We start from the raw sequence: 24,559 nt of genomic DNA, 5'->3' as shown, positions 1-24,559 counted from the left end.
TGGCAATGGTCACCAAAATTTGAGCCGTTTGAGTAGCAGCACTTCAGCGGCAAAAATTACCACTAAACCAATGCAAAACCACATAAAGGCAACCGGGGATTCCACACCCGGGATACCACCGATGTTGATGCCCAGCAATCCCGTTAAAAAACTGGTCGGCAGGAAAATACTGGCAATCAAGGTAAATAAGTAGCTGTTGCGGCTGATCTTGTCTTCGCGCAACTGTTGAATTTGTTCTTTCAACAGTTGCAGCTCATCTAAGTAGAAATCGATAGTTTCATTGATACGCGTGATGTTACTGAGCGCGTAATTAATCAGCAGTGTTTTGTTTTGTAAAAGATTGAGTTCAGACATGGCGAAGTCGGCAATCGCGTATTGCTGTGGGCGAATGAAGCGTTTAACGCTCAGGAGCGATTTCTGCACCTCAATCACATCGCCAATCTGTTCGGTGTCTAACTCAAAGCGTTCGATTTGATCTTCGATCGTTTGCAGATAGCTCTGCATTTTCCCCGTCAAGCCATCAATAATCGCGAGTAGCAGATCGCCGAGTGTTTGCGGCCCTTTATGTTGCGTCAGCGTTTCGCGGATCTCGGAAATGGCTTTGGAGGAGATTTTGCGTGTAGAGATTAAGCAGCCATTAAAATAGAGAATACGCACACTTAGCATGTCTTCTGGCGTGGCGTTTTCGTTCATGTTCACACCACGCAGGATCAGCATGAAGCTCTCATCATCATAGCGATGAAAAGAGGGTCGAGTTTCGTCTGCTAAAAGGTGGTTGATGGTGCTGAGGGGCACTTGATTGTCGATTAGCCAGTGGCGGATATCAGGATGGTGGCGTTCACAATGATACCAGTGACCCGCTTGCATGCGCGGTTGATTGTGACTTGGCTGATTCGCCGGGGCGGAATTGAAATCCCAGTGATCAATGATAAATCCCATGGATAGGCTCTCTGTTTCCTAAAAAATGGCAGTGTTCAAAGTACGCGACTTACTGCCATGACGCCAGTGTTGTTTGCTAAGAAACAGAGAGCTTAGGTTTAACAGACCGCTTTAAGTGGTGCTGGCTGAGTGCCTTCTACTTGCTGCTTAATGTAGCGTGTGAGTTCATCGACCTGCTCAGGGGTGAGGTAAAGGCCAAGTTTAGTACGTCGCCACAGTACATCGTCTGCGCAACGGGCAAACTCATGGTTCAGCATATAATCGATCTCTTTTTGGTAGACACCCTCGGCAAACTGCGTACCCATGTCACTCTCTTGAGTGACATTTTGCAGCAGCACTCGAGCATCGCTACCAAATTGCGCTACGTAGCGTTGTGCCAAAGCAGGGGTAAGCCATGCGTGCTGCTGGGTCAGTGACGTCGCGAGCTGCTCACGTGAGCAGCTGAAGTGCCCACCCGGCAGGGCTTGGTTGGCGGTCCATGCTTGACCCATCTCGCTAAAGTAGGGCGCTAATTTGCGCATTGCCGATTCTGCCAGTTTGCGGTACGTGGTCAGTTTACCCCCAAAGATGGAGAGCAGCGGCGCTTGGTCTAACTCTTGCTCAAGCTCGATAGTGTAGTCGCGGGTAATGGCTTGCGGTGAGTCCGACTCATCATCGCACAAAGGGCGCACGCCGCTGTATGTCCACACGACGTCTTTACGCTCAAGCTGGTGGATAAAGTGCTGATTGACGATATCAATCAAGTATTCGATCTCTTGTTCGGAGATGGCCACTTCGCGCGGGTCGCCTTTGTATTCCACATCGGTGGTGCCGACAATTGAGAACTTGTCTAGGTAAGGGATAACAAAAACGATCCGACCATCGTTGTTTTGCAAAATATACGCCTGAGGATCAGGATGCACGCGCGGTACCACGATGTGTGAGCCTTTGATCAAACGAATATTGCGCGGTGATGGTGTATCCAAGCTTTGATCGTAAAACGCTTTTACCCAAGGGCCAGCCGCATTGACCAACGCACGCGCCATGCGCTCAAAACGCTCGCCGGTGTGCTGATCTTGCAGCGTGACTTTCCACATCCCTTCCGTGCGTTCGGCTTTTTCCACTTTGCAATAGTTGCGCACTTCCGCGCCATTTTGCTGTGCGGAAAGAGCATTTAAGAGTGTGAGTCTGGCATCATCCACCCAGCAATCGGAGTACTCAAAGCCCACTTTCATCTCTTCTTTGAGAAGGCCTGTCTGCGCCAGATTGACCTTTTCACTGCTTGGTAACGTTGTGCGTTTGCCAAGGTGGTCATACAAAAATAGCCCACAGCGAATCATCCATGCTGGGCGTAGATAGGAGCGATGTGGTAAACGAAAGCGCATCGGAAAGGCGATGTGCGGCGCTTTTTTCAGCAGCACTTCACGTTCAGCAAGCGCTTCTGAGACCAAACGAAACTCATAGTGTTCAAGGTAGCGCAGACCACCGTGGATCAGTTTCGAACTGGCTGACGAGGTAGCTGAAGCGAAGTCTTTCATTTCGTATAAACCAACGCTAAGCCCACGGCCTGCTGCGTCGGCGGCAATACCTGCGCCATTGATCCCACCGCCAACGACAATGAGATCAAGAATTGGAGATTGTTGAGGTTGTGAGTTCATCATAGAAGCTGACCTATTTTTGTATTGTTATATTGAGCGAACGAACATTTTGGAAACTAAAGGAAGCCTAACTGAATTTTCGAATGAGATCATCCTTTATTTTCGTTTTTGAGTGTTTGTGTGATTTGCGCATAAGAACGAAGAAAGGGAAGCTGATAAGGCGTGCGTTTGGGTGTTTACGGTGGCGAAAACAGAAACGCCCCACCAAAGAGGTGAGGCGCAAAGCGAACTTGAGGAAAGTAGATTAGTGGCTGGCGATTTCTAACGGAATTTGATGCTCTTTAAGGATGGCGCTGATCTCTTCGGGAGGCTGCTGATTGGTGATCAGTAAGTTAATTTGCGAAATGTTGCCCAGTTTCACCATCGCATTACGGCCAAATTTGCTGTGGTCGACCGCTAAGTACACACTGCGGCTGTTTTCGATGATGGCCTGCTTAACGCGCACTTCGTGATAATCGAAATCGAGTAGGGAGCCATCGTAATCAATACCGCTGATGCCTAAGATGCCGAAATCGAGGCGGAACTGTTTGATGAAATCTAGTGTGGCTTCTCCGACAATGCCGCCATCCCGGTTACGCACTTCTCCGCCCGCGAGGATAACTTTGATCTCTGGATTGCTGAGTAAAATACTGGCGACGTTGATGTTGTTGGTAACGACGCGCAATTGCTTGTGATTTTTGTTGAGCGCTTTGGCAACCGCCTCAGGCGTGGTGCCGATGTCAATAAACAACGTCGCGCCATCGGGAATATGCTTAGCCAGCTCTTCGGCGATCAGATCTTTCTCGGTAAAGTGCTCTTTTTTACGGGTCGAATAGGAGGTGTTTTCTGAGCTGAGCGGAATGGTTGCACCACCATGGTAGCGGCGGATTTTATTCTCGTCGGCAAGTTCGTTCAGATCACGGCGAATGGTCTGCGGGCTAACATTAAATTTCTCGACCAGTTCCTCGGTGCTGACGTATCCCTGCTTTTTCACCATTTCAATAATTTGTTGATGTCTTGGTATCTGCTTCACTTTGTCTCCCTGATGCCTCTAACCAGCTTAGTCCTTAAGGGTTAGAAATGCTGGCATTCGAAAATAATCACTCGGGCTATTGTGCGCTAAATAACGCATTCATAGAAGCAACCCACATCAAGAAATCGGCTGAAACAACAAAAAAGGGCGCCATGAAGGCGCCCAAACAGAGGGGGAGGTAAGAATTAATCTTCGAGATCGCGCATTTCAGACCAAGTTTGCGCACACTTAACCGCACGTTTCCAGCCTTTGTAGCGGCGGTTGCGTTTCTCTTCGTCGTGATGAGGAAGGAAAGAGCGATCGATTTCCGCTTTGTTCTTCAGCTCATCAATGCTGTTCCAGTAACCTACTGCAAGGCCGGCAAGGTATGCCGCGCCAAGTGCGGTTACTTCGGTCACTTTCGGACGGTGTACTTCGGTATCCAATACATCCGATTGGAACTGCATTAAGAAGTTGTTGGCCACTGCACCACCATCGACACGTAGCGCTGAGAGCTTGATGCCCGAGTCGGCTTGCATCGCATCCAACACGTCGCGAGTTTGGTAGGCGATGCCTTCCAGTGTCGCGCGGATGATGTGATTGGCGTTCACGCCGCGAGTCAGGCCGACAATGGTACCGCGAGCATAGGCATCCCAGTAGGGTGCGCCAAGGCCAGTAAAGGCCGGCACCACATACACGCCGTTTGAAGTGTCCACTTTGGTAGCAAAGTATTCGGAGTCGTGCGCATCAGAAATCAGCTTAAGCTCATCGCGTAGCCATTGAATCGATGCGCCGCCCATAAATACCGCGCCTTCCAGTGCGTAGGCGGGCTCGCCTTGTGGGCCACAAGCCAGTGTGGTCAGTAGGCCGTTTTGCGACGCCACTTTCTCTTTACCCGTGTTCATCAGCAAGAAGCAGCCCGTACCGTAGGTGTTTTTCGCTTGCCCCGCTTCGACACACATTTGTCCGTACAGTGCTGCTTGTTGGTCACCTGCGATCCCGGCGATTGGAATACGCGTACCACCTTTACCACCGATGTTGGTTTGGCCATAGACTTCAGAAGAGCGTTTCACTTCTGGCATCATTGAGGCTGGAATGCCCATTTCGTCTAGAAGCTTCTGATCCCAACACAAATCGTTGATGTTAAATAGCATGGTACGAGAGGCGTTGGTGTAGTCGGTTACGTGCACACGGCCTTGGGTCATTTTCCAAACGAGCCAAGTATCGACGGTACCAAACAGCAGTTTGCCAGCTTCAGCGTCTTCGCGCGCGCCTTCCACGTTATCGAGAATCCACTTCACCTTGGTGCCCGAGAAGTAAGGGTCGAGAACTAGGCCTGTATTGTCACGGATGTAGCTCTCTAAGCCGCGTGCTTTCAGATCTTCACAGATATCGGCGGTGCGGCGACATTGCCACACAATCGCGTTATACACCGGTTTGCCAGTCTCTTTGTTCCATACAATGGTGGTTTCACGTTGGTTGGTGATACCGATGGCGGCTACTTGGTCGCTGCGAATGCCCGATTTACCCAAAACTTCCACTAAGGTTGAGCTCTGGGTGGCGTAAATTTCCATGGGATCGTGCTCTACCCATCCTGCTTGAGGGTAGATCTGAGTGAATTCGCGCTGGGAAACGGAAACAATATTCGCGTCGTGGTCTAAAACCACTGCGCGGGAACTGGTTGTGCCTTGGTCCAGCGCCACAATGTACTTCTGCTCAGTCATGGTAAGATCCTTTCGTTTCGTTAGTTATATTTTAGTCAATTTATTAAGCGCGAGCTTCTTCAACGTCTTCAGCAGCATCGCATTGATTTGGGATGGTGCAACCTTGGCCAACATTAGGTAGGTAGGCCGCAATCGCTTTTGGATACAACCAGCCACCAAAACAAGCACCGGCAATCGGAGCAAGGATTGGCACGATAAAGTAAGGGATGTCTTTCGCACCAGTGAGTGCATAATCCCAGCCTGCAAAGTAAGCAAACAGTTTTGGTCCGAAGTCACGAGCCGGGTTCATGGCAAAACCGGTGAGTGGGCCAAGTGAGCCACCGATGACCGCAATCAAAATACCGATCAATAGTGGGTTCATCGCACCGCGAGAAGCGCCGTTGTGCTCATCGCCTAGCGCCAAAATGGCAAACATCAGTACCGCAGTAATCACAAATTCCACCGCAAAAGCGCCAAGGAAAGAGAGTGAAGCGTGTGGGTAAGTGGAGAATATGCCAGCCGTTGCCAAGCCTTCTTTGCTGCCACGGATCAGGTTGTGTGCCAGTTCGTAGTCAGTGAAGAGGTTGCTGTACAGGCTGTAAACCAGCGCCGCAGAGCAAAATGCGCCAAGCAGTTGAGCGATGATGTAAGGCACGACTTTCGCTTTGTCGAAGCCGTGGAAAGCAGCCAGTGCGATAGTCACCGCTGGGTTGATGTGCGCACCCGATACCCCTGCTGTACAGTAGATAGCGATGGTGACGCCAAAGCCCCACACAATGCTGATTTCCCATTGACCAAATTGAGCACCGGCAAGAACCAGCGCGGCAACGCAGCCAACACCGAAAAAGATAAGTAGACCTGTACCGATGAATTCGGCCAGGCACTCTCCGAAGAGAGTTGTTTTTTTGTTTGTCATGGTAAGAGTCCTTTATGTTCCACAGTCGGCGTGCTTATTTTTATAAACCACATGCACAGCGGTTATTTTGCACATTTAAACGATTGCGAAAACAAACAATCAACCAAATTGAGCGTTCGAGCATAATTTTATTAATGATACGTATCTTTTTTGTTAAATAAGTCATTGTTTGAACATTTTTCGCGCAACAGGCGATTGAAGGCATTGTTTTCATAGCCAGTCAACCATGTACTTGAGATGTCGAAGCGGTCTCTTCTCGTTAAGTATCAGAGAATATTACATTTTATTAACTAGGTAAGCAGAGCTAGGTTAGGGAAATGTGAGATGAGTGCGCAGCATGTTGGCTGTTCGCTTAAATAGCCAGCGACGGGTGTCGTGACTGGTCATACCAAATGGAGTTTAAAAGAAGGTTCGAAGTCGAGTGTTTCAGCAGCCAAGTGGGATCCGTTGCTAAAATAAAAGGCGACAGCCTGTGCTATCGCCTGGATGGTCAAGCCAACGGAGCAGTACGTCGAGGTGCTCAGCACACTCGCAGATACTCTGGCTTAGTTATTTTTGTGCAGTTCGCTGTTGAGTTCCACCGCGGTTTTGTTGGCAAGACACTCGATTTGTCCTGTCACTGAGTTGCGGCGGAACAGCAGATCAGAGACACCAGCCAGATCGCGCGCTTTGACCATTTCGACTTCTTGACCGCTTGAGTCTAGCATGCGCACTTTCGAACCTGCGGTGACGTACAAACCGGACTCCACTGTGCAGCGATCGCCTAGCGGGAAACCAAGACCTGCGTTTGCACCAAGCAGTGAGTTCTCGCCAATCGATACCACCACTTTACCGCCCCCAGAAAGCGTGCCCATGATAGACGCGCCGCCGCCGATGTCTGAGCCGTTTCCGACCACCACGCCAGCAGAAATACGGCCTTCAACCATGCTCACGCCTGCCGTACCGGCGTTAAAGTTGATAAAGCCTTCGTGCATTACTGTGGTGCCTTCGCCCACATGAGCGCCAAGTCGCACGCGAGAAGTGTCAGCAATGCGCACTCCCGTTGGTACGATGTAATCGACCATTTTCGGGAACTTGTCGACGCAATCGACAGTCAATACGCGGCCTGCAAGGCGCGCTTCGATTTGGCGTTCAGCCAGCTCAGGCAGATCGATCGGGCCTTCGTTGGTCCAGGCGATGTTGTGCAGCAGGCCAAAAATGCCGTCCAGTACGGTGCCGTGTGGTTTGATCAAACGGTGCGAAATCAACTGCAGCTTGAGGAAACCTTCCGCCACCGACTGAGATTGCTCATCTGTTGCGAGGATCACCAGTACCAGCGGCTGGGTAGACTGCGCCGCTTTAGCCGCAAACGCGGCGTTGGCCGCATCGCCGTTTTTCTCAAACGCGCTAGCAAGCTCGGCACTTTGCGCAGCAGAGATCTCAATGGCTTGGTTGCCTTGCTCGTATCCAGCTACTACAGCCAGTGCGTCAACCAGTGCTTCGCTTGGGTTTAAAACTGGATGAGGAAAAAACGCTTCGATAATTTTGCCATCGCGGTTTTTAGTCGCCGTGCCAAAGGCTAGGGAAAAGTAAGCCATAGGAGATCTCCATCTGTTGAATCTTGGTGCTCGTCTGTTCACTGAAGAGCATGAATAAGGTTGAGTTCATCATAAAGAGACAAAAAACGAACTTAAAGGTCTAGCGGGGAGAAAGTCCGTCAGTGGATACCTTTTGTCTTTTTAGCGATATATTTCTTTAACGAGAAATTGCTTTCACGAGAAATTGCTTTAACGAGAAATGGTGTCGTACAGCCAATAAAAAACCGCCACTGGTGCGACGGCTTCTTGGCGGTGTGGGTAGAACTTAAGCCGCGTCTTCGGCGGACTCTTCTGTTGATGGTTCATCTACAGCAGTGAGCTTTTTCTCTTTCTTTGGCGCTGGGCGACGTTTTGCACCCAGAGCGTAGAGGAGCTCTTCTTTGTTCTGTGCAAGGAACATCGCCAGATCTTCCTGCTTGCCTTCATCTTCTAGAAGGTCACTTTTACCCAGTAGTTCGAAAAGCTCGTCTGCCATATCGAGCATCTTGTCGTATGCGTCAGCATCCGCTTTAGAGGTAAAAGTCATTTTCTCTTCTCCGTTGCGTTCTACCACGTACTTGACGATAACAGCCATGGTTAATCCCCTAGGTTAGTCGTTGCGAAAATTTACTGTCTGTTTATACAGTTTTTGTTCGGTAATGTCCAATTGTGCCTGTCAGAATGAGAGGCTGATGAATTCAGCGTTTTACACGTTCTGCCACTCTTTACAAAAGGCGATAAACGCTTGCAGAAGCGGGTTTTGGTATTTCTCTTTGTGTACCAGCAGCCAAAAGCGGCGTTTCATATCCAGTGGCATGTGGAGCATTTTTACTCGCCCCTCACGGATCGCAGGCTCGGCGGACAAGCGTGATAGGCAGCCCAATCCCAAACCCGCGGAAACAGAGTTGATCAGCGCTTCCGTCGTATTGAGCTGAAACGCTTCTTGCCACTGTTCTAAACGCGGCGCGATGACACGCAGAAAAAACTCGCGGGAACCTGAACCGGCTTCGCGCAAAATCCACTCGCTGTTTTCCAGTTCACTCAGCGTCATCATTTGATTGGCGTCGAATGGGGCATCCATAGCGCAGATCACGCACATTTCGTCTTGGCTAAACTGGCTGGAATGTAACTCTGGATGCAGTGTTTTGCCTTCTATCAGCGCAATATCCAGCTCATAGTCGACCAGTTTGTCGCAGATCTGTGCCGAATTGGAAATAAACAAGCTTTGTGACTGATGCTGGGTCTGACGGCGAAAATCACGCAGTAGATAAGGAGCCACCTGGTTGCCGATGGTGTCACTGGCACCGATGCGTAACTGGCCGGATAAGCTCGCGTCACCATCAAACAGGCTTTCGATATCTCGAGCGCGGCTGAGCAGTTCGTCGGCTAAAGGTAAGAGCTTTTGCCCTTCTTGATTGAGAATTAAACGGTTGTTCACTCGGTCAAACAGCGCGTGGCCGATCTGTTTCTCCAGTTCAGAGAGCGCCATGCTAACCGCGGCTTTGGAAAGGAACAGACTTTCGGACGCCGCCGTCAAGGTATGATGCTGCGTGATGGTGATGAAAACTTTCAGTTGTCGCAGTGAAATGTGGCTGGCCATGCTTGTTTAATTTAGTTGAACGTTCGTTATAAATAATTAGATATCTTTAAACATGACGCAAGTTTAAAATGAGCTTGTTTCCTAAAAACAGTAGGTCGAGGTCATGATGATTCAAGCAACAAAAGCAAAAGTGATGGGTGCTCCGACGCCGATGGCTGGCTTGGCGCTAGGAATTGCCAGTTTGGGTTGGTGCTGGGAAAACTTCGCCGAACTCCATGGCTACGGACAGTGGCTTAGCGCAGCGCTTGCCAGTGTCTTGCTGTTGATCCTCGCGGTAAAATTCCTTTTTCATCGCCATTTGCTGAGACAAGATTTGGCACACCCCGTTGTGGGCAGTGTGGTGCCGACTTTTGCTATGGCGACCATGGTGGTATCGAATTCGCTAGGGCATTTCTTCCCTATCGCTGGTGATGTCATGTGGTCTGCGGCGGTTGCGTTACACATCGTATTTTTGCTGAGTTTTGTTTATCACCGTGCAAAAGAGTTTGAACTTCACCACATGGTGCCCAGTTGGTTTGTGCCTCCGGTTGGCATTATCGTCGCGGATGTTTCTTTCTCCGGTAACCCTGTATTGGCGCCTGTTGCGCACGGTGCTTTGCTCTTTGGCATGATTGCCTATGCGGTGATGCTACCCATCATGATCTACCGTTTCATGTTTACCCATGAAGTGCCCGATGCCGCCAAACCCACCATGGCGATTCTGGCCGCGCCGGCGAGTCTCTCTTTGGCTGGCTATTTGACCGTCACCGCGCATCCTTCGCCTGTGATTGTGGCGCTGCTGTTTGGCATTGCAGTGTTGATGACGGCCATCATCTATCTGGCGTTTTTTACCTTGCTGCGACTGCCTTTTAGCCCCGGTTATGCAGCGTTTACCTTTCCGATGGTGATTGGTTCGACCGCGCTGTTTAAAATGGCGGCTTGGATGAAAACGGTCGATATCAGCGCGGAATATGTGGTGCAGGTGCAGTGGCTAGCGAGCTTAGAACTTATTGTTGCCACCTTAGTGGTTGGCTATGTGGCGATGCAATACGGTTATAACCTGCTCATTTTGCCCAAGATGCAGCAGGCTCAGGTAAGACAGTGCTAAAATAGCAAGCCCGGCGGGAAGCCGGGCTTGATATTAGCTTTTTTTCACGAAAAAGCGCGACATTTCGTCGAGCGATTGCTGAATCACACTCGGCGGGATTTTCTCTTCCCGGACCACACTCAGTTGGCTGTTTAACTGTTTGGCATTACCAGCCGGATTAACCACCATCATGATCTCTTGCCCCACCAGCGCATAGTTGTAGTAACTGCCCGCAATAAACCACTCGCGTTTCACTGAATCATCAAACAAATTATGCCCGACGCTGTAAGTCGCGGTGTCGGTTTGCTCACCGAATAAACGCTCCATCAAGGTCGGCACCAGATCAAAATGGGTGGTACGGTAATCGTAGCGAGCTGCTGGCTGGTCAGGTGTGTAAATGTACAGAGGCACATGGATCTGCGCTTGACTGTAGTTACCCGAGTGACCCCAGTAATTCATACCGTTGTCGTTAAACTCTTCACCATGATCTGATGTGAGTACTACGATGGTGTTGCTTAAATCGATGTTTTTCAGCACCTTGTCAATCAGACCATCGATATAATACAGCGAGTTTTTGTAGCGATTGTGGTAGAGCTCGGCGTCAAAATCGTTATTGAGCAGAATATGATCCACTCGCTCCCAGTAGGGGGTAAATTTCGCCCCTTCAGGTTCAGGAAACTCAGTGCCGTGAGCTGAATCGTAAAAGAGAAAACCGAAGTACGGCTGAGAGTTTGGTTGCTGAACAAACTGCAGAAAGTCATTTGTGATGCGCGCGTCACGCTCCACTTGACTATCGCCAGGTGTTTTAAGACGTAAATCTTTCACATTCTTGAACACGGTACGCGACAGCGGAGGGCTGGTGAGTGACGCGGAACCAAAGATCCCCATGCGATAGCCGGAATGTTGTAGCGCGTCGAGAAAGACGGGCGCGGTTTGGCTGGCATAAACGCTGTCCCAGTACGTCGCGGGCAAACTATAAAACAGGCTAAACATCCCAGCCTGAGTTGAGTTCCCGCCGCTCATGTGTTGGGAAAATTGCGCGCTCTTTTGGGCAAATTGGCTCACGTTTGGCATGATCTCGGCGGTTGCATCACTGTAGCGCCACGCGTCAATCAGGATAAACAGCACGTTTGGCTGCTGCTCTGGCGTTGTCAGCGCAACAGGTTGCAACGGGTAGTGCAATGGACTGCTGGTGACATTCTTTAGCTCAACTCGATTGCGGGCGGCCACTTTTTCATCCACCCAACCGTGCTGATAAATCCAAGAGCGCGCGGTGAGTGGGTAGTACAGTGGCCAATTGCTGGTGAACTGGCTCACTTCGTTGTCATATAAGGCATTCTTGTAAGCATGGATTGCTTGGCTACTCATGAGCAGTGCAAACCACACAGCCACCATCGCATATTTGCTTTTCCGTGTGGCTAAACGGCCTGTCAGCCAGACAGTCACGGCTAAGCCGATCAGCAGTACGGCGATTTCGGAGATAAACAGTGCCCAACTGAGCCACGAGATATGAAACACTTCGCTGCCACTGTCGACAAACATACGCACCAGCAAGCCATTAATGTGAAACTTGTAGTGCTGAAAGACGGTAATGTCCACTTGCAAAATGACTAACAAGAGAGCCGCGAGCACCACAACGCCTCCCCTAAACCACTTGGTTGGCAACCAAGTCAATGGCAGAGCTAAAAGCACAAGCAAAAAGGCCAACAATCCCAGCCAGCCGAGTTGAGTGGCGATTAGATAGAACACTTGCAAAGTGCTGAACGTTTGCTGTGCATCGGCTGGGAGTAAAAATGGATAGCAAGCCAGAGCCAGAAACAGGCTAAAGCAGACAAAAAAAGCGACTAGCCAAGCGCTGTTGTCAGACAGTTTACGCAGCATACGAAAGGGCCCTCTGCAAGATTGGAAAGCGGAAGAGTATAAAACGGTGTTTTTTAACATGGAATAGTTGTGAGGTATGTCACGCTTTGTATCGCTGTGTCAGTAATATTTTACAGTCCACTTGGATAGCTAAAGGAGTGTGTATGGAATGCGTTATAACCATTTAGCAAATCAGTGAGTTACAGCGGTGCTTGATTTTGCAGGCGTATGTTAAGCTTAGGCACAGTCACGCTTACTGCTCGGAAGCCTTATTTTGTTTACTGTTTATCACTCCAATCAGGTTGATGTTCTTAAATCTCTGTTGGTGGAACTGATCCGCCGAGAGCCGCTGCAAAACCCGTTCACGCAAGAGCGTATCTTGGTTCAAAGCCCCGGCATGTCGCAGTGGCTAAAGATCGAACTGGCCAAAGAGTTTGGTGTAGCGGCGAATATTGAGTTTCCGCTGCCGGCAACGTTTATCTGGGAGATGTTTACCAAGGTGCTGCCGGACGTGCCCAAGCGCAGCGCATTTAACAAAGAAGCCATGACTTGGAAGTTGATGCAATTGCTACCGAGTATGCTAGGACAAGCGGCGTTCGAACCATTAGCACGTTATTTACAGCAAGATGAAGACCGCAGCCGGCTCTACCAGCTGGCCGAGAAAATCGCCGATATTTTCGATGGTTACTTGGTCTATCGACCCGAGTGGATCGCCAAGTGGGAGACAGGGCAAGCGGTGGCGGAAATTGCGGATGAGCACCCTTGGCAGGCGCCGCTTTGGCAGGCGCTTTATCAGCACACCTTGGCGTTAGGGCAATCGCCCTATCATCGCGCCAACCTCTATCAAGACTTTATTCACGCTCTGCAAGCGTCATCGGCAACTTTTGAACAACTGCCCGAGCGGCTGTTTGTGTTTGGTATTTCTTCGCTGCCGCCGCGCTATCTCGATGCGCTGAAAGCGCTTGGAGAGCATATCGATGTGCATCTGATGTTCACCAACCCTTGTCGTTACTACTGGGGAGACGTGCGCGATCGCAAGTTTCTCGCTCGCTTGGCGGCCAAGCATCGTCAGCATCTAGTGTGGCAACAAGACCATTCACAAGCGCTGGGTGAAAGTGAGCAGTTGAAAGGCTCGATTGAAGATAATCTTGCCGATGAACTGCATAGCCAAATGGTTGGTAACAGTTTGCTCGCCTCGATGGGTAAATTGGGACGGGATAACCTGTATCTGCTCTCGCAGCTTGAATCCCATGAAATTGAAGCGTTTGTTGAGGTGGAACGCGACACTCTGCTGCATCAGTTGCAAGCGGACATCCTCAATCTAGAAGAGCACCAAGATGACCATCAACTCGACTACAGTGGGCACAAGCAGGTGATTTCACTGGGTGATCAGTCATTGTCACTGCACGTTTGCCACAGCCCTATGCGGGAAGTGGAAGTGCTGCACGACTGTTTACTGGCGATGTTTGACGCCGATCCCAGTCTAAAACCGCGCGACATTATCGTCATGGTGGCCGACATCAACGCCTACAGCCCGGCCATTCAGGCGGTGTTTGGTAACGCGCCGGGCGAGCGTTTCATTCCGTACTCGATTTCAGACCGCAGCGCCGCGCAGGAAAGCCCGATTTTGAGCGCTTTTCTACAGTTGCTGAACTTACCTCAAGCGCGCTGTTTAGCCTCAGAACTGCTCGAACTTCTGGAAACGCCGGCGATTTTGCGCCGTTTCGCACTCAGTGATGAGGATTTTCTGCAAGCCAAGCAGTGGGTCGAAGCGTCCGGCATTCGCTGGGGGCTGGATGAGCATACGGGCGGTGAGTTCGAACTGCCGCAAACCGAGCAAAATACCTGGCAGTTTGGTATTCGTCGCATGTTGCTCGGTTATGCCATGGCCGACACGGCGGGCTTATTTCAATCGCGTAGCGGGCTGATTGCACCTTACAACGAGGTGCAAGGAATGGGTGCTGAGCTGGCAGGAAAACTGAGCCATTTTATTCAAAAAATTAGCGAATATCGCAGCAAATTAGCGCAAAACCTCCAAGTGGATGGCTGGCGTGACGCTTTGAATGCTTTGCTGGATGATTTCTTTCAGGTCGATCTGGATGGAGAAATGGCGCTTAAGTCGATCCGTGACACCTTAACGCAACTGAAAGAGCAGTTGAGTGACGCCGCATTTAGCGCGGACTTGTCTCCGGCGGTAGTGAGTGAATACTTGCACAACAAACTGTCGGGCACGCGGGTCAGCCAACGTTTTCTCGCCGGACAAGTCAACTTTTGTACTCTCATGCCGATGCGTTCTATCCCGTTTCGCACCGTTTGTTTGCTCGGCATGAACGATGGCGTTTATCCGCGCACGGTGCCGCCGGAAGGCTTTGACCTGATGAACGGCCGCGCTCGGCCGGGCGATCGCTCACGCCGCGATGACGACCGTTATCTGTTCCTCGAAGCCTTGCTCTCTGCGCAGCAGACGCTGTACATCAGCTATGTGGGGCGCTCGGTGCAAGATAATAGCGAGCGGGTGCCTTCGGTGCTGGTCTCTGAACTGCTGGAATATTGCCAGCAAAACTACTGTTTGGCGGGCGATGAAGCGCTGGCGGTGGATGCTTCAGGTGAGCGTTTGGTGCGCAGTTTACAAACTCATCATCCTTTGGTGCCGTTCAGCCCTAGCGCATTTCAAGGTGAGATGAGCAGCTACGCCAAAGAGTGGATCCCGGCCGCGCAGTTGCAAAACCAAGCTTCACTCAATCAAAGCCGCGGCGCATTTTTACGTGCATTGGATGATTATTGGTTGGGGATAAGTTTTCCGTATGAGCTGGATCTGGTTGAGCTGCAACGTTTCTGGCGTTTACCCGTCCAGTACTTTTTCAATCGCCGCTTAAAAGTCCTGTTTGAACCACCGCTTCCGGTGATGGAAGATGATGAGCCTTTCACTCTCGACGGGCTAAGCAGCTTTCAATTGCGTGATGAGCTCCTTGACCGCTTGCTTGAAGCTCGTGTGGCTCAGCAAGATCCACAAGCAGTGATTGAACAGTTTTTACAACAGCAGCGAGCTTGCGGCCATTTGCCCGTTGGCGCTTTTGGTGAAATCGAGTTTGCTGCCAACCGTACTCAAGCAGAAGCGCTGGTGGACAAATTGACCTTTCTCGCAGTGCGCGAACAGGAAGACATCGAAATCGATTTGAGCTTTGATCTGCTGGGCGAAGGCAAGCCGATCCGCTTAACGGGCTGGTTAACACGTCACTATCAATGTGGTTTGATACGTTACCGCAGTGGCCGGATCCGCGCGCAGGATTATTTAGCTGGCTGGATAGATCATTTAGCGATGTCCGCCAGTGGTTTGGCTCAGCCGACACACCTGATTGGCTACGATCGCAAAGAGGGCGTGCAGCATCTTATCTACCCGGCGCAGGATCAACCAGAGCAAGCCAAAGCCTTGCTTGCCGAGCTGGTGCGCCTGTTTGTCGAAGGGATGAATCGCCCCTTAGCTTATTTCCCGCACACCGCCTTGGCGGCGATTGAAGCTGGTTTTAACCGCGGCCAGTGGGTTGATGACCAAGAAAAAGCCCACAAAAAAATGGCCGATACCTTTAACGATGGCTTTTTAGGCGCAGGTGAGGGCAGTGATGTCTATATTGCGCGCATCTGGCCGCAGTGGAACGAAACGCTGGCGCATGAAGTTCGTCTGCTCAGTAGTTTAGTGTTGCAAGGAGCAAGGCTCAGTGTGGTTGACGGCGAGGATGCGTCTTGACAGTGCGGGTGATGATGAAAAGTGCAAGAGTAGAGTGGCCGCCAGAAAATCATTATTGGTGTAGGGCGTTCGCTGTACGGCCACGAGGTCAGAGGGACCACGATTCGATGGAGAATACCGTTAACAGTACGGCAGAGCTCGTGAGGCGCATACTAACCAGAGCAGTGCAGAGGTTCCGTGAGTGAGATCTCACAACATCCTAATATTTATACACTTTGCATATATTCATAGAATTTTTGATGTTTGATCACAGTTCGATTAGCAGATAATCCGGAGATATTACGCCGATGACTGACAAGCCTGTCGCCATTCCTTTGCACACCATGCAGTTTCCCTTGCATGGCGCGCGCTTGATTGAAGCATCTGCCGGAACGGGCAAAACCTTCACCATCGCGGGCCTCTATTTGCGTTTGCTGCTCGGTCATGGCAGTGACGATACCCGCCACCGCGTGCCGTTAACCGTCGATCAAATTCTGGTGGTGACTTTTACCGAAGCGGCCACGGCCGAACTGCGTGATCGCATCCGCGCGCGTATTCATGCCGCAAGATTGGCGTTTTCCCGTGGGCAAAGTGATGATGCGGTGATCAAGCCGCTGTTGGCCGAGATTGACGATCATCATCAGGCCGCGCAGATCTTGTTGCAAGCAGAACGGCAAATGGACGAGGCCGCGGTGTATACCATTCACGGTTTTTGTCAGCGCATGTTGTCGCAAAACGCGTTTGAGTCCGGTAGTCGTTTCAATAATGAGTTCGTTACCGATGAAAGTCAGCTCAAAGCGCAGGTGGTCGCCGATTACTGGCGACGCAATTTCTATCCTTTACCGCAGGCTTTGGCCGCGGAAGTGCGCCAATTGTGGAGCTCGCCAGCGGCACTGCTCGCCGAGATTGGCCGCTACTTAACGGGCGCACCGCTCAAACTGACAGTAGCGCCGATGACCGGCAGCTTGGCCGAATTGCATCAAGCCAATCTAGAAAAAATTGCCGATTTAAAAGCGCGTTGGCGCGCGGTGCAAGACGACCTCATGCCTTTGATTTCGGCGTCCGATGTCAATAAACGCAGTTACAGCAAAAAATCGCTGCCTGAATGGCTTGCCGCCGTCAATCAGTGGGCGGCGAGTGAAACCAGCAGCTATGATTTTCCGGACAAGTTGGTCAAGTTCTCACAAACCGAACTGACAGAGAAAACGCCGCAGGGCGTAGTGCCCGAGCATGAGATTTTTCTCGCTATTGATGCCTTTCTTGCTCAGCCGATCAGTTTAAAAGCGCCGCTGTTGGCTCATGCGATTGCGCAGTGCCGCACTTGGCTGGCGAAAGCCAAAATGCAGAAGCAGTGGCTCTCTTTTGATGACTTGCTCACCCAGCTATCCGCAGTAATCGATAATGATGAGCAAGATTTGCTCGGCAGCCGAATTCGCACCCTCTATCCGGTGGCGATGATTGACGAATTTCAGGACACCGACCCGCTGCAATACAGCATTTTCAGCCGTATCTATCTCAACCATCCCGAGTGCGGTCTGTTTATGATTGGCGATCCCAAGCAGGCCATTTACGGCTTTCGCGGCGCAGACATCTTCACCTACATCAAAGCGCGGAATCAAGTGAGTGCTCACTATACGCTTGGTACCAACTGGCGATCGAGTGCCGAGATGGTGCAGGTGGTTAATCAGGTATTCCAACGGCCGGATAGCCCGTTTATCTACGATCAAGACATTCCTTTTCTGCCTGTTAGCGCTAGTCCGGGGGCGGAACATCGCTTTTGGATCATGGGTGGTCAAAAGCAACCAGCGCTCACTTACTGGTTACAAGAGGCGCAGCAAGGGCCGGTCAGCAAAGGCGAGTACCAGCAAGTTATGGCCGCGTCGAGCGCGAGTCAAATTCAGCAAGTGCTCAGCCAGTCGCAACAAGGCCATGCGTGGCTGCAGCGCGGAGAAGAGCAAAAAGCCATTTTGCCGGGCAACATTGCGGTGTTGGTCAGAACCGGGAGTGAAGGACGTTTGATCAAAAAAGCATTGGCAGAGCAAGGCATCGCCAGTGTCTATCTCTCCAATCGCGACAGCGTTTTTCTTAGCCCGGTTGCGCAGGACATCCAGCGTCTTTTGCAAGCGGTGTTAACCCCAGACAACGATCGCGCGCTGCGCGCTTCGCTGGCGTCTGAGCTGTTTGCTTTAGACGCCGCCACGCTTGATGCACTCAACAACGACGAGCTGGCTTGGGATACGGCGTTGAATGAGTTTCGCGAGTATCGCCGCCTGTGGCAGCAGCGTGGCGTGCTGCCTATGCTGCGTTCGGTGATGGCTAAGCGCCACGTCGCAGAGCGTCTACTCGGTGAAGAAAACGGTGAGCGAGCGCTAACTGACCTGATGCACATTGGTGAACTGTTGCAACAAGCCAGTGGTGAACTTGACAGTGACCACGGTTTACTACGCTGGCTGGCACAGGCGATCAGCGATGCACAAACGGGCATGGGCGGCAGTGACGAGCAGATCCAGCGATTGGAATCCGAACGGAATTTGGTGCAGATCGTCACCATCCACAAATCGAAAGGGCTGGAATACGATCTGGTGTTTCTGCCGTTTGTTTTTGCGGCCCGAGAGGCGAGTGAAGCGAAATATTACGACGCGCACAGTGACACTACGGTGCTGGATATCACTCGCCACGAAGCGGCGTTAAAGCAGGCAGACAAAGAGCGCTTGGCCGAAGATTTGCGCCTGATCTACGTGGCGCTGACCCGCGCCGTGTATGGCTGTTTCATCGGTAGTGCGCCGCTGCGCAATGGTCGTTCGACCAAAGAGCCGACAGGGGTACATCAAAGTGCCATGGGCTATCTGTTGCAAAATGGTCAACAGGGCGGTATTGCCGATCTCACTGCGGCGCTGTTGCAGCAAAAAACGGCTCTGGCGTGCGTCGACGTTTGCGCGCCGTTGCCGCTGCCGGAGGAAAAATTTCAGCCCAGTGCGCAGCCCGTCGGTGCGCTCGCGGCGCGAGAGCTGCACACGCCGATTGACCGTCTGTGGCGCATGACCAGTTATTCTGCCTTGGTCAAACAAGGATCGCAGCACAGTGAGTACGATGCGAGTTTGGAACTCAGCGGCTTTGATATTGACTCGTCGGGAGAACGAGATGAGAGCGCGGTGCTGGAAGTGGAGAAAAATATTTTTAACTTCCCTCGCGGCGCCCGCCCGGGGACGTTTTTGCATGCCCTGTTTGAAGAGGTGGAATTCACCGAGCTAGCCACATCAGAGCACAATACCCAAGTCATCTCAGCGTTGATGGAGCAAGAGCAGATTGATAGTGATTGGTTACCCGTACTGCAACGCTTAATTGATACTGTGCTGGAGACGCCGCTGGACGGCAAAGCGCTGCGCCTGCGAGACAAAGCGCCTAGTCAGCGTTTGGTCGAGATGGAGTTCTTTCTCCCCATCGAAGTGCTGAGCGCCGCCGCGCTCAATCGTGTTTGCCAGCGGCACGATCCGCTCTCTGCCCAAGCTGGCGATCTCGGTTTTCAAACGGTGCAAGGCATGCTCAAAGGCTTTATTGACTTAGTGTTTGAACACAAAGGACGCTACTACGTACTCGACTGGAAATCCAACCACTTAGGCGATGCGACGCACTTTTATCACGGCGAAGCGCTCAAAGGAGCGATGGTCGATCACCGTTATGATTTGCAGTACCAGATTTATGCCTTGGCGCTGCACCGTTTTTTACGTAGCCGAGTCGCGGATTACGATTACCAGCGTCACTTTGGCGGCGTCTACTACCTGTTTCTGCGTGGCATGGATGGCGAAAGTGGCAGCGGCATCTTTTCGGCGCGCCCTTCGCTGGCGTTTTTACAACAAATGGATCGTCTGCTGGATGGTCAGGAGCCGCAAGAGCCTGCCAGCAGTCAATCTGGTCAGATGGAGTTACTATGAGCGCCCATTCAGCGATGCATTTTTTGCCATTACTTGCCGATCTTGCCAAGCAAGGCAGTCTGCGCCAGCTTGATTACCAGTTCGCGCGTTTGATTGCCTCGCAAAGTGACGATGAGGCACTGGCGCTGTTAGCGGCGCTGGTCAGCGCAGAGGTCGGGCGTGGTCATATCTGTCTACCATTAATCGGTTCACACGGGCTGGGCCTCGATATCGCGGCGCGCCTGGGGTTATACGGTGAGGCGGCGCAAGCGCTGAATGTTCAGTTGACGTCGATTGATTGGGCCGAAAGGCTCAAAGCATCGCCCATTGTCGGCGAGAGCCATGAGGCTTTGCCGCTGATCTTTGATGGGCAGCGACTCTATTTACAGCGCTACTGGCACTATGAAGTGATGGTTGCGGCCAAGCTCAACCAGCTCAGTAGCGCGGTAAATTTAGACGCTGAAGAGATGAAAAAACTGGCCAATTTACTTGATCACCTGTTTGCGCGTGACTATCGCTTTTTACTTGAGGCGCTGCTGCGTGGCCGCAACGAAAGTACGAACTCGGCAGGCCTGCGCCAGCAGTTAGTGTGCGATCATTTGGATGTGGTGAATGCAAGTCAGCTCGACTGGGCGGCGATTGAGCGCGTAGTTGCCGCCGCAACTAAGGTTGAGCAGCTCAGCGCCTTGGATAACTTGGTGGCGCAAAGTGTCTGCCTCAACTGGCAAAAAGTGGCAGCTGCGGTGGCGTTAACGCGCCGTTTTACAGTGATTTCCGGCGGGCCGGGCACGGGCAAAACCACCACAGTATGTAAACTTTTGGCGGCCCTGATTGAGCAAGCTGGCGGTCACGATCTCACCATCAAACTGGTGGCTCCGACCGGAAAAGCTGCCGCTCGCCTGACGGAGTCGATCGGCAAAGCGGTATCGGCTCTGCCTGTCTCCCCTGAATTGAAAAACAAAATTCCGACCGAATCGTCAACCTTACACCGCTTACTGGGCGCGATTCCCGGCAGCGCCGAATTTCGTCATCACAGTAAAAACCCGCTACATCTGGATGTGTTGGTGATTGATGAAGCGTCCATGGTGGATTTATCCATGATGTACAAAGTGATCGATGCCTTGCCTAAGCAGGCCAGAGTGATTTTGCTCGGCGATAAAGATCAGCTTGCCTCGGTGGAAGCGGGCGCGGTGCTGGGAGATATTTGTTCCTTTTCTCACACCGGTTACAGCTCGGAGCAAGCGAGTGCGTTGGTGCGTTTGACTGGCTTTGCCAGCTTAACTTCGCTGGGGCGCAGCAAAGTGTCGATTGCAGATAGCTTATGCATGCTGCAAAAAAGCTTTCGCTTTGATGCCCGTTCGGGGATTGGTCAGTTGGCACGGGCAGTTAACGCGGGGGATGGGCACGCGGTGGATCAAGTGTGGCAGCGAGAGATGAGTGACATTACCCACTGGGATCTCAATGCGCAGAACTACCATCAGATGATCCAAACGCTGGTTAGCGAATATGGCCGCTATCTCGCACGCCTGCAAGAGACTCAGCTCAGCCCGGTGACGGGGGAGAGCGAAAGTAGTGCCGAAAAGGCCAAAGTGGCCTTGGCGCTGTTCAATCAATGCCGCTTATTGTGCGCGCTGCGTGAGGGCGATTTTGGTGTCAGTGGGCTTAACCAACGGATTGAAAAAGCGCTTGCGGTGCGCAAGTTGATCCGCACTCAAGATGAGCTCTGGTACCACGGTCGTCCTGTGATGGTGACGCGCAACGACCATGCGCTGGGCTTGTACAATGGCGATATTGGCATTTGTATGCGTGATGAGAGTGAGGGCGAGGTGCGCTTGAAAGTCTTTTTTGAACTGCCTGATGGCAGTATGAAGGCGATCTTACCGAGCCGTGTCCCCGAGCATGAAACGGCCTATGCCATGACCATTCATAAATCGCAGGGCAGTGAATTTGACTTTACCCTGATGGTGCTGCCAGCAGAGTTTAGCCCGATCCTGACACGCGAGCTGATTTACACCGGTATTACTCGAGCGAAGAAAAGACTTGCGCTGTATGCCGACGGCCAAGTGCTCAAGCGAGCTATTCGTGTCCGCACTCAGCGGGCGAGTGGCTTGGTGGAGCGTTTGCAAGGATAGGCCATTGTCACCGTGTATCGCACAGATACAACAAGGCCGGGATAACCCCGGCCTTGTAAAACTGTTTAAGCATGAAACGCTTTAGTGAAAGTGATGCTGCGAATTCGGTATTGCTGTTGGTAGTTCATGATGAACTCTTTTAACGCGGCGTTCACTGGGAAAACACAGTGAACATCCAGACCTTCTAGAAACTGGTTATCTGCCATATCCCAGAAGCTTTGCAACGAATTACAAATAACGGTTTTCATATTAGTGCTCTTTATTGCTTAGCCGTGGCCTACTGACGGCGGTTAAGTAATCAATCGAGCATTCCGTGCAATGGTGTATTTCCAATGTCCTTGGTTCAGGTCATATTCCTGAATGGCGCGCATTATAAAGCAGTGCGCTGATTAAAAAAAGAACAAAATGTGAGCAAGGATAATGTAAAGCATTGCATATCGGATTTCACGCTTTCGTTAGTAGGAAGCTCTACAAATGCAGCGCTAAGATCTTAGAACGGCGCTGATAGTTGTAGAGATTTTTCTTCGCCATCGGTAGAGAATCCACGCCAATCTCATAAAAACCTTGTTCTCTAAACCAGTGCACGCTGTGGGTGGTCAGAACAAAGATCTGCTGAATGCCGATTGGTTTTGATTTATGTTTCATGTGGTTAAGTAACATTAAGCCACGGTTACCATCGCGATAGTCAGCATGAATCGCTACACAAGCCATTTCCGCCATCTTCTCTTCGATATAAGGATAAAGCGCCGCGCAGCCGATGATCAGGCCGTCTTTCTCTATGATGGTAAAACGTTCGACCTCTTGCTCTAACTGCTCGCGCGAGCGTCTCACCAAGATGCCTTGCTCTTCCAGCGGGCGAATCAGATCCAAAATGCCACCGATATCGTCAATATCTGCCTGACGAACCTGCTCAGAGCTGGCCATCACCACTTGTGTGCCGATGCCGTCAAACGAGAACAGTTCTTGGATCAATGCACCATCGATCTTGTAACTGATCAGATGGCTGCGGGGGACGCCCGCGCGACACGCGGCCACTGCGCCTTTGAGAAAGCGCAATGTACCTGAGCTAAAATCACTGCTGAGATTGACATCTTGCGATAGCGTTTTGATCACCGCGTCCGCTTCACTTGGGAACAGTTCAGCGACCGCATTGCCGTTCTCATCGATCACCCCTTGCTCGGAGCAAAAGCCGATCAGCTTATCGGCATTGAGGCGAATCGCCACCTGAGTGGCGACCTCTTCCGACAGCAAGTTAAAACATTCGCCTGTCACCGAACTGGCAATCGGACCAAGCAGCACAATTGATCCTTGATTGAGAGAGCCATTAATCGCTTCGGTATCGATACGACGGATACGCCCGCTGTGGCAGTAATCGACGCCATCATCCACGCCAAGCGGCTGGGCGATGACAAAGTTGCCGCTCACCACATTCAGTTGAGTGCCCGCCATGGGCGTGTTGTTGAGGCTCATCGACAGGCTGGCGGTTATCGCCAGTTGCAGTTGTCCTGCTGCCTGCATAACTACCGAAATGGTGTTCTCATCAGTCACGCGAATGTTTTTATGATAAGGCGTTTGGCACGCTTGCTTCTCCAGTAAGTGATTGATTTGTGGCCTGGCACCATAAACCAGAACAATCTTCACGCCGAGGCTGTGCATTAATGCTATATCATTAATTATGTTGCCAAAGTTCTTATCTTCAATCGCTTCCCCACTGAGCAAAATCACCATGGTTTTTCCTCGGTGAGCGTTGACATAAGGAGTGGACTGTCTAAAACCTTTTACGAGAGCGGTGCTGCGAATTTTCACAATTGTCTTTCCTTGTGATTTTTTATGCATAAATTCTGTCTTTTTATTTTTATTTTAGCAAGGTGTTTTTTTGTTGAGATAGCAACTATTGATCTGCGTGATTGTTCAGCACGACCAGAGGTGTAATATAGCCGGGTTCTATTAATGAAAGATAACAAGATGCCGCCGACTGTTAAGAAGAATCAAACCGACTTAGATACCGCAATGGAGATGGATGCGAAAAAGCGTAAGCAGCGCAAAATTGTGGAACGACTCCTGATGGGGATAGCCCTGATAGGAACGGTGGTGGTGCTGTTTTTGTATGGTGATTTGATTTCGCGCGCGATTAATCCACCGCTACCGAAAAGCCTGATTTATGGCAAGTGGGTGGAACAAGATGTGCCCCATTATGACCGCGAAGTGTTTGAGCTCAGTGCGGAAGGGGTGACGTCAAATGGCTCGGTGGTGGCGACCAGTTTCGAGTTTGATGGGAAATACTTTTCCTACCAAACCGGGGGAAAAGAGCGCCGCTTTCGTATTTTAGGTCAGCAGCAATACGTTGAGATGAAGCTGGATTCCAACGATCACTACTTGCCTATCTTCCGCTTAGAAGGGCGGCAAAACCTCTCTTTACGTTAGTTGCCAATCTTATCGGGTCAGATTTGTGTCAGTCTCACAGTCGGTTACGCCTTTTCCATTGCGCTTGTGGCGTGAGTTTGCCATCCTTCACTTCACCTTG

At 51.2% G+C, this 24,559-nt stretch carries 16 protein-coding genes; 5 read left to right on the top strand and 11 right to left on the bottom strand.

Annotated features, from left to right (window positions below; genetic code table 11):
- Positions 1-9 precede the first annotated feature (9 nt).
- The 8 genes from EWA64_RS05250 to EWA64_RS05215 form a co-directional block, all read right to left on the bottom strand.
- A complete protein-coding gene (locus tag EWA64_RS05250; RefSeq protein ID WP_061894979.1) occupies positions 10-939 on the bottom strand; it encodes a zinc transporter ZntB in 930 nt (309 codons plus the stop codon).
- 98 nt (positions 940-1,037) lie between these two features.
- Positions 1,038-2,576, bottom strand: a complete 1,539-nt coding sequence (gene glpD / locus EWA64_RS05245; RefSeq protein WP_061895014.1) for a glycerol-3-phosphate dehydrogenase — start codon at positions 2,574-2,576, stop codon at positions 1,038-1,040.
- A gap of 244 nt (positions 2,577-2,820) precedes the next feature.
- A complete protein-coding gene (locus EWA64_RS05240) occupies positions 2,821-3,588 on the bottom strand; it encodes a DeoR/GlpR family transcriptional regulator (protein WP_039430350.1) in 768 nt (255 codons plus the stop codon).
- Between the two features lie 185 nt (positions 3,589-3,773).
- Positions 3,774-5,291, bottom strand: a complete 1,518-nt coding sequence (gene glpK / locus EWA64_RS05235; protein WP_039430349.1) for a glycerol kinase GlpK — start codon at positions 5,289-5,291, stop codon at positions 3,774-3,776.
- Between the two features lie 43 nt (positions 5,292-5,334).
- Positions 5,335-6,186, bottom strand: coding sequence for an MIP/aquaporin family protein (locus EWA64_RS05230; protein ID WP_039433370.1), 852 nt, complete (start codon positions 6,184-6,186; stop codon positions 5,335-5,337).
- Between the two features lie 545 nt (positions 6,187-6,731).
- Positions 6,732-7,763 (bottom strand): 2,3,4,5-tetrahydropyridine-2,6-dicarboxylate N-succinyltransferase, encoded by a 1,032-nt coding sequence (gene dapD, locus EWA64_RS05225; protein WP_061894978.1) that lies wholly within the window; start codon positions 7,761-7,763, stop codon positions 6,732-6,734.
- A gap of 265 nt (positions 7,764-8,028) precedes the next feature.
- A complete protein-coding gene (locus EWA64_RS05220) occupies positions 8,029-8,337 on the bottom strand; it encodes a YebG family protein (protein ID WP_039439704.1) in 309 nt (102 codons plus the stop codon).
- A 111-nt stretch (positions 8,338-8,448) separates the two neighbouring features.
- Positions 8,449-9,342: a LysR substrate-binding domain-containing protein gene (locus tag EWA64_RS05215; protein WP_061894977.1), complete on the bottom strand. Its 894-nt coding sequence runs from the start codon at positions 9,340-9,342 to the stop codon at positions 8,449-8,451.
- A gap of 106 nt (positions 9,343-9,448) precedes the next feature.
- Between EWA64_RS05215 and EWA64_RS05210 the strand changes: the two genes are divergently transcribed.
- Positions 9,449-10,429 (top strand): TDT family transporter, encoded by a 981-nt coding sequence (locus EWA64_RS05210; protein WP_061895013.1) that lies wholly within the window; start codon positions 9,449-9,451, stop codon positions 10,427-10,429.
- A gap of 33 nt (positions 10,430-10,462) precedes the next feature.
- On the opposite strand, the gene EWA64_RS05205 is transcribed toward EWA64_RS05210, so the two are convergent.
- The gene (locus EWA64_RS05205) at positions 10,463-12,289 is read right to left on the bottom strand and encodes a DUF3413 domain-containing protein (protein ID WP_061894976.1); all 1,827 of its coding nucleotides are present in this window, start codon (positions 12,287-12,289) and stop codon (positions 10,463-10,465) included.
- A gap of 253 nt (positions 12,290-12,542) precedes the next feature.
- On the opposite strand from EWA64_RS05205, the gene recC reads away from it, so the two are divergent.
- The 3 genes from recC to recD all read left to right on the top strand — a co-directional run bounded on the left by recC (position 12,543) and on the right by recD (position 22,035).
- Positions 12,543-16,013, top strand: a complete 3,471-nt coding sequence (gene recC / locus EWA64_RS05200) for an exodeoxyribonuclease V subunit gamma (protein WP_061894975.1) — start codon at positions 12,543-12,545, stop codon at positions 16,011-16,013.
- 287 nt (positions 16,014-16,300) lie between these two features.
- Positions 16,301-19,924 carry an exodeoxyribonuclease V subunit beta gene (gene recB, locus EWA64_RS05195; RefSeq protein ID WP_061894974.1) on the top strand — a complete coding sequence of 1,208 codons (3,624 nt, stop codon included), beginning with the start codon at positions 16,301-16,303 and terminating at the stop codon, positions 19,922-19,924.
- Positions 19,921-22,035, top strand: a complete 2,115-nt coding sequence (gene recD, locus EWA64_RS05190) for an exodeoxyribonuclease V subunit alpha (protein WP_061894973.1) — start codon at positions 19,921-19,923, stop codon at positions 22,033-22,035. The genes recB and recD overlap by 4 nt, the downstream gene beginning before the upstream one ends.
- 65 nt (positions 22,036-22,100) lie before the next feature.
- On the opposite strand, the gene EWA64_RS05185 is transcribed toward recD, so the two are convergent.
- The gene (locus EWA64_RS05185; protein WP_039430341.1) at positions 22,101-22,283 is read right to left on the bottom strand and encodes a hypothetical protein; all 183 of its coding nucleotides are present in this window, start codon (positions 22,281-22,283) and stop codon (positions 22,101-22,103) included.
- A 220-nt stretch (positions 22,284-22,503) separates the two neighbouring features.
- A complete protein-coding gene (gene argA, locus EWA64_RS05180) occupies positions 22,504-23,841 on the bottom strand; it encodes an amino-acid N-acetyltransferase (RefSeq protein WP_061894972.1) in 1,338 nt (445 codons plus the stop codon).
- A gap of 144 nt (positions 23,842-23,985) precedes the next feature.
- Between argA and EWA64_RS05175 the strand changes: the two genes are divergently transcribed.
- Positions 23,986-24,459 (top strand): DUF2850 domain-containing protein, encoded by a 474-nt coding sequence (locus tag EWA64_RS05175; protein WP_061894971.1) that lies wholly within the window; start codon positions 23,986-23,988, stop codon positions 24,457-24,459.
- The last annotated feature ends 100 nt before the right edge of the window (positions 24,460-24,559 follow it).

It is taken from the genome of Vibrio cidicii, from assembly GCF_009665415.1.
Classification (GTDB): Bacteria; Pseudomonadota; Gammaproteobacteria; order Enterobacterales; family Vibrionaceae; genus Vibrio; species Vibrio cidicii.
Note: the sequence above shows the minus strand (reverse complement) of the source record. Positions and strands in the feature narration are given on the sequence as shown.

Excerpts from the sequence above, each read along its gene's own strand:
- EWA64_RS05250 (WP_061894979.1), bottom strand. The coding sequence starts at position 939 with ATGGGATTTATCATTGATCACTGGGATTTCAATTCCGCCCCGGCGAAT.
- glpD (WP_061895014.1), bottom strand. The coding sequence starts at position 2,576 with ATGAACTCACAACCTCAACAATCTCCAATTCTTGATCTCATTGTCGTT.
- glpK (WP_039430349.1), bottom strand. The coding sequence starts at position 5,291 with ATGACTGAGCAGAAGTACATTGTGGCGCTGGACCAAGGCACAACCAGT.
- EWA64_RS05230 (WP_039433370.1), bottom strand. The coding sequence starts at position 6,186 with ATGACAAACAAAAAAACAACTCTCTTCGGAGAGTGCCTGGCCGAATTC.
- dapD (WP_061894978.1), bottom strand. The coding sequence starts at position 7,763 with ATGGCTTACTTTTCCCTAGCCTTTGGCACGGCGACTAAAAACCGCGAT.
- EWA64_RS05220 (WP_039439704.1), bottom strand. The coding sequence starts at position 8,337 with ATGGCTGTTATCGTCAAGTACGTGGTAGAACGCAACGGAGAAGAGAAA.
- EWA64_RS05215 (WP_061894977.1), bottom strand. The coding sequence starts at position 9,342 with ATGGCCAGCCACATTTCACTGCGACAACTGAAAGTTTTCATCACCATC.
- EWA64_RS05210 (WP_061895013.1), top strand. The coding sequence starts at position 9,449 with ATGATTCAAGCAACAAAAGCAAAAGTGATGGGTGCTCCGACGCCGATG.
- EWA64_RS05205 (WP_061894976.1), bottom strand. The coding sequence starts at position 12,289 with ATGCTGCGTAAACTGTCTGACAACAGCGCTTGGCTAGTCGCTTTTTTT.
- recB (WP_061894974.1), top strand. The coding sequence starts at position 16,301 with ATGACTGACAAGCCTGTCGCCATTCCTTTGCACACCATGCAGTTTCCC.
- recD (WP_061894973.1), top strand. The coding sequence starts at position 19,921 with ATGAGCGCCCATTCAGCGATGCATTTTTTGCCATTACTTGCCGATCTT.
- EWA64_RS05185 (WP_039430341.1), bottom strand. The coding sequence starts at position 22,283 with ATGAAAACCGTTATTTGTAATTCGTTGCAAAGCTTCTGGGATATGGCA.
- EWA64_RS05175 (WP_061894971.1), top strand. The coding sequence starts at position 23,986 with ATGAAAGATAACAAGATGCCGCCGACTGTTAAGAAGAATCAAACCGAC.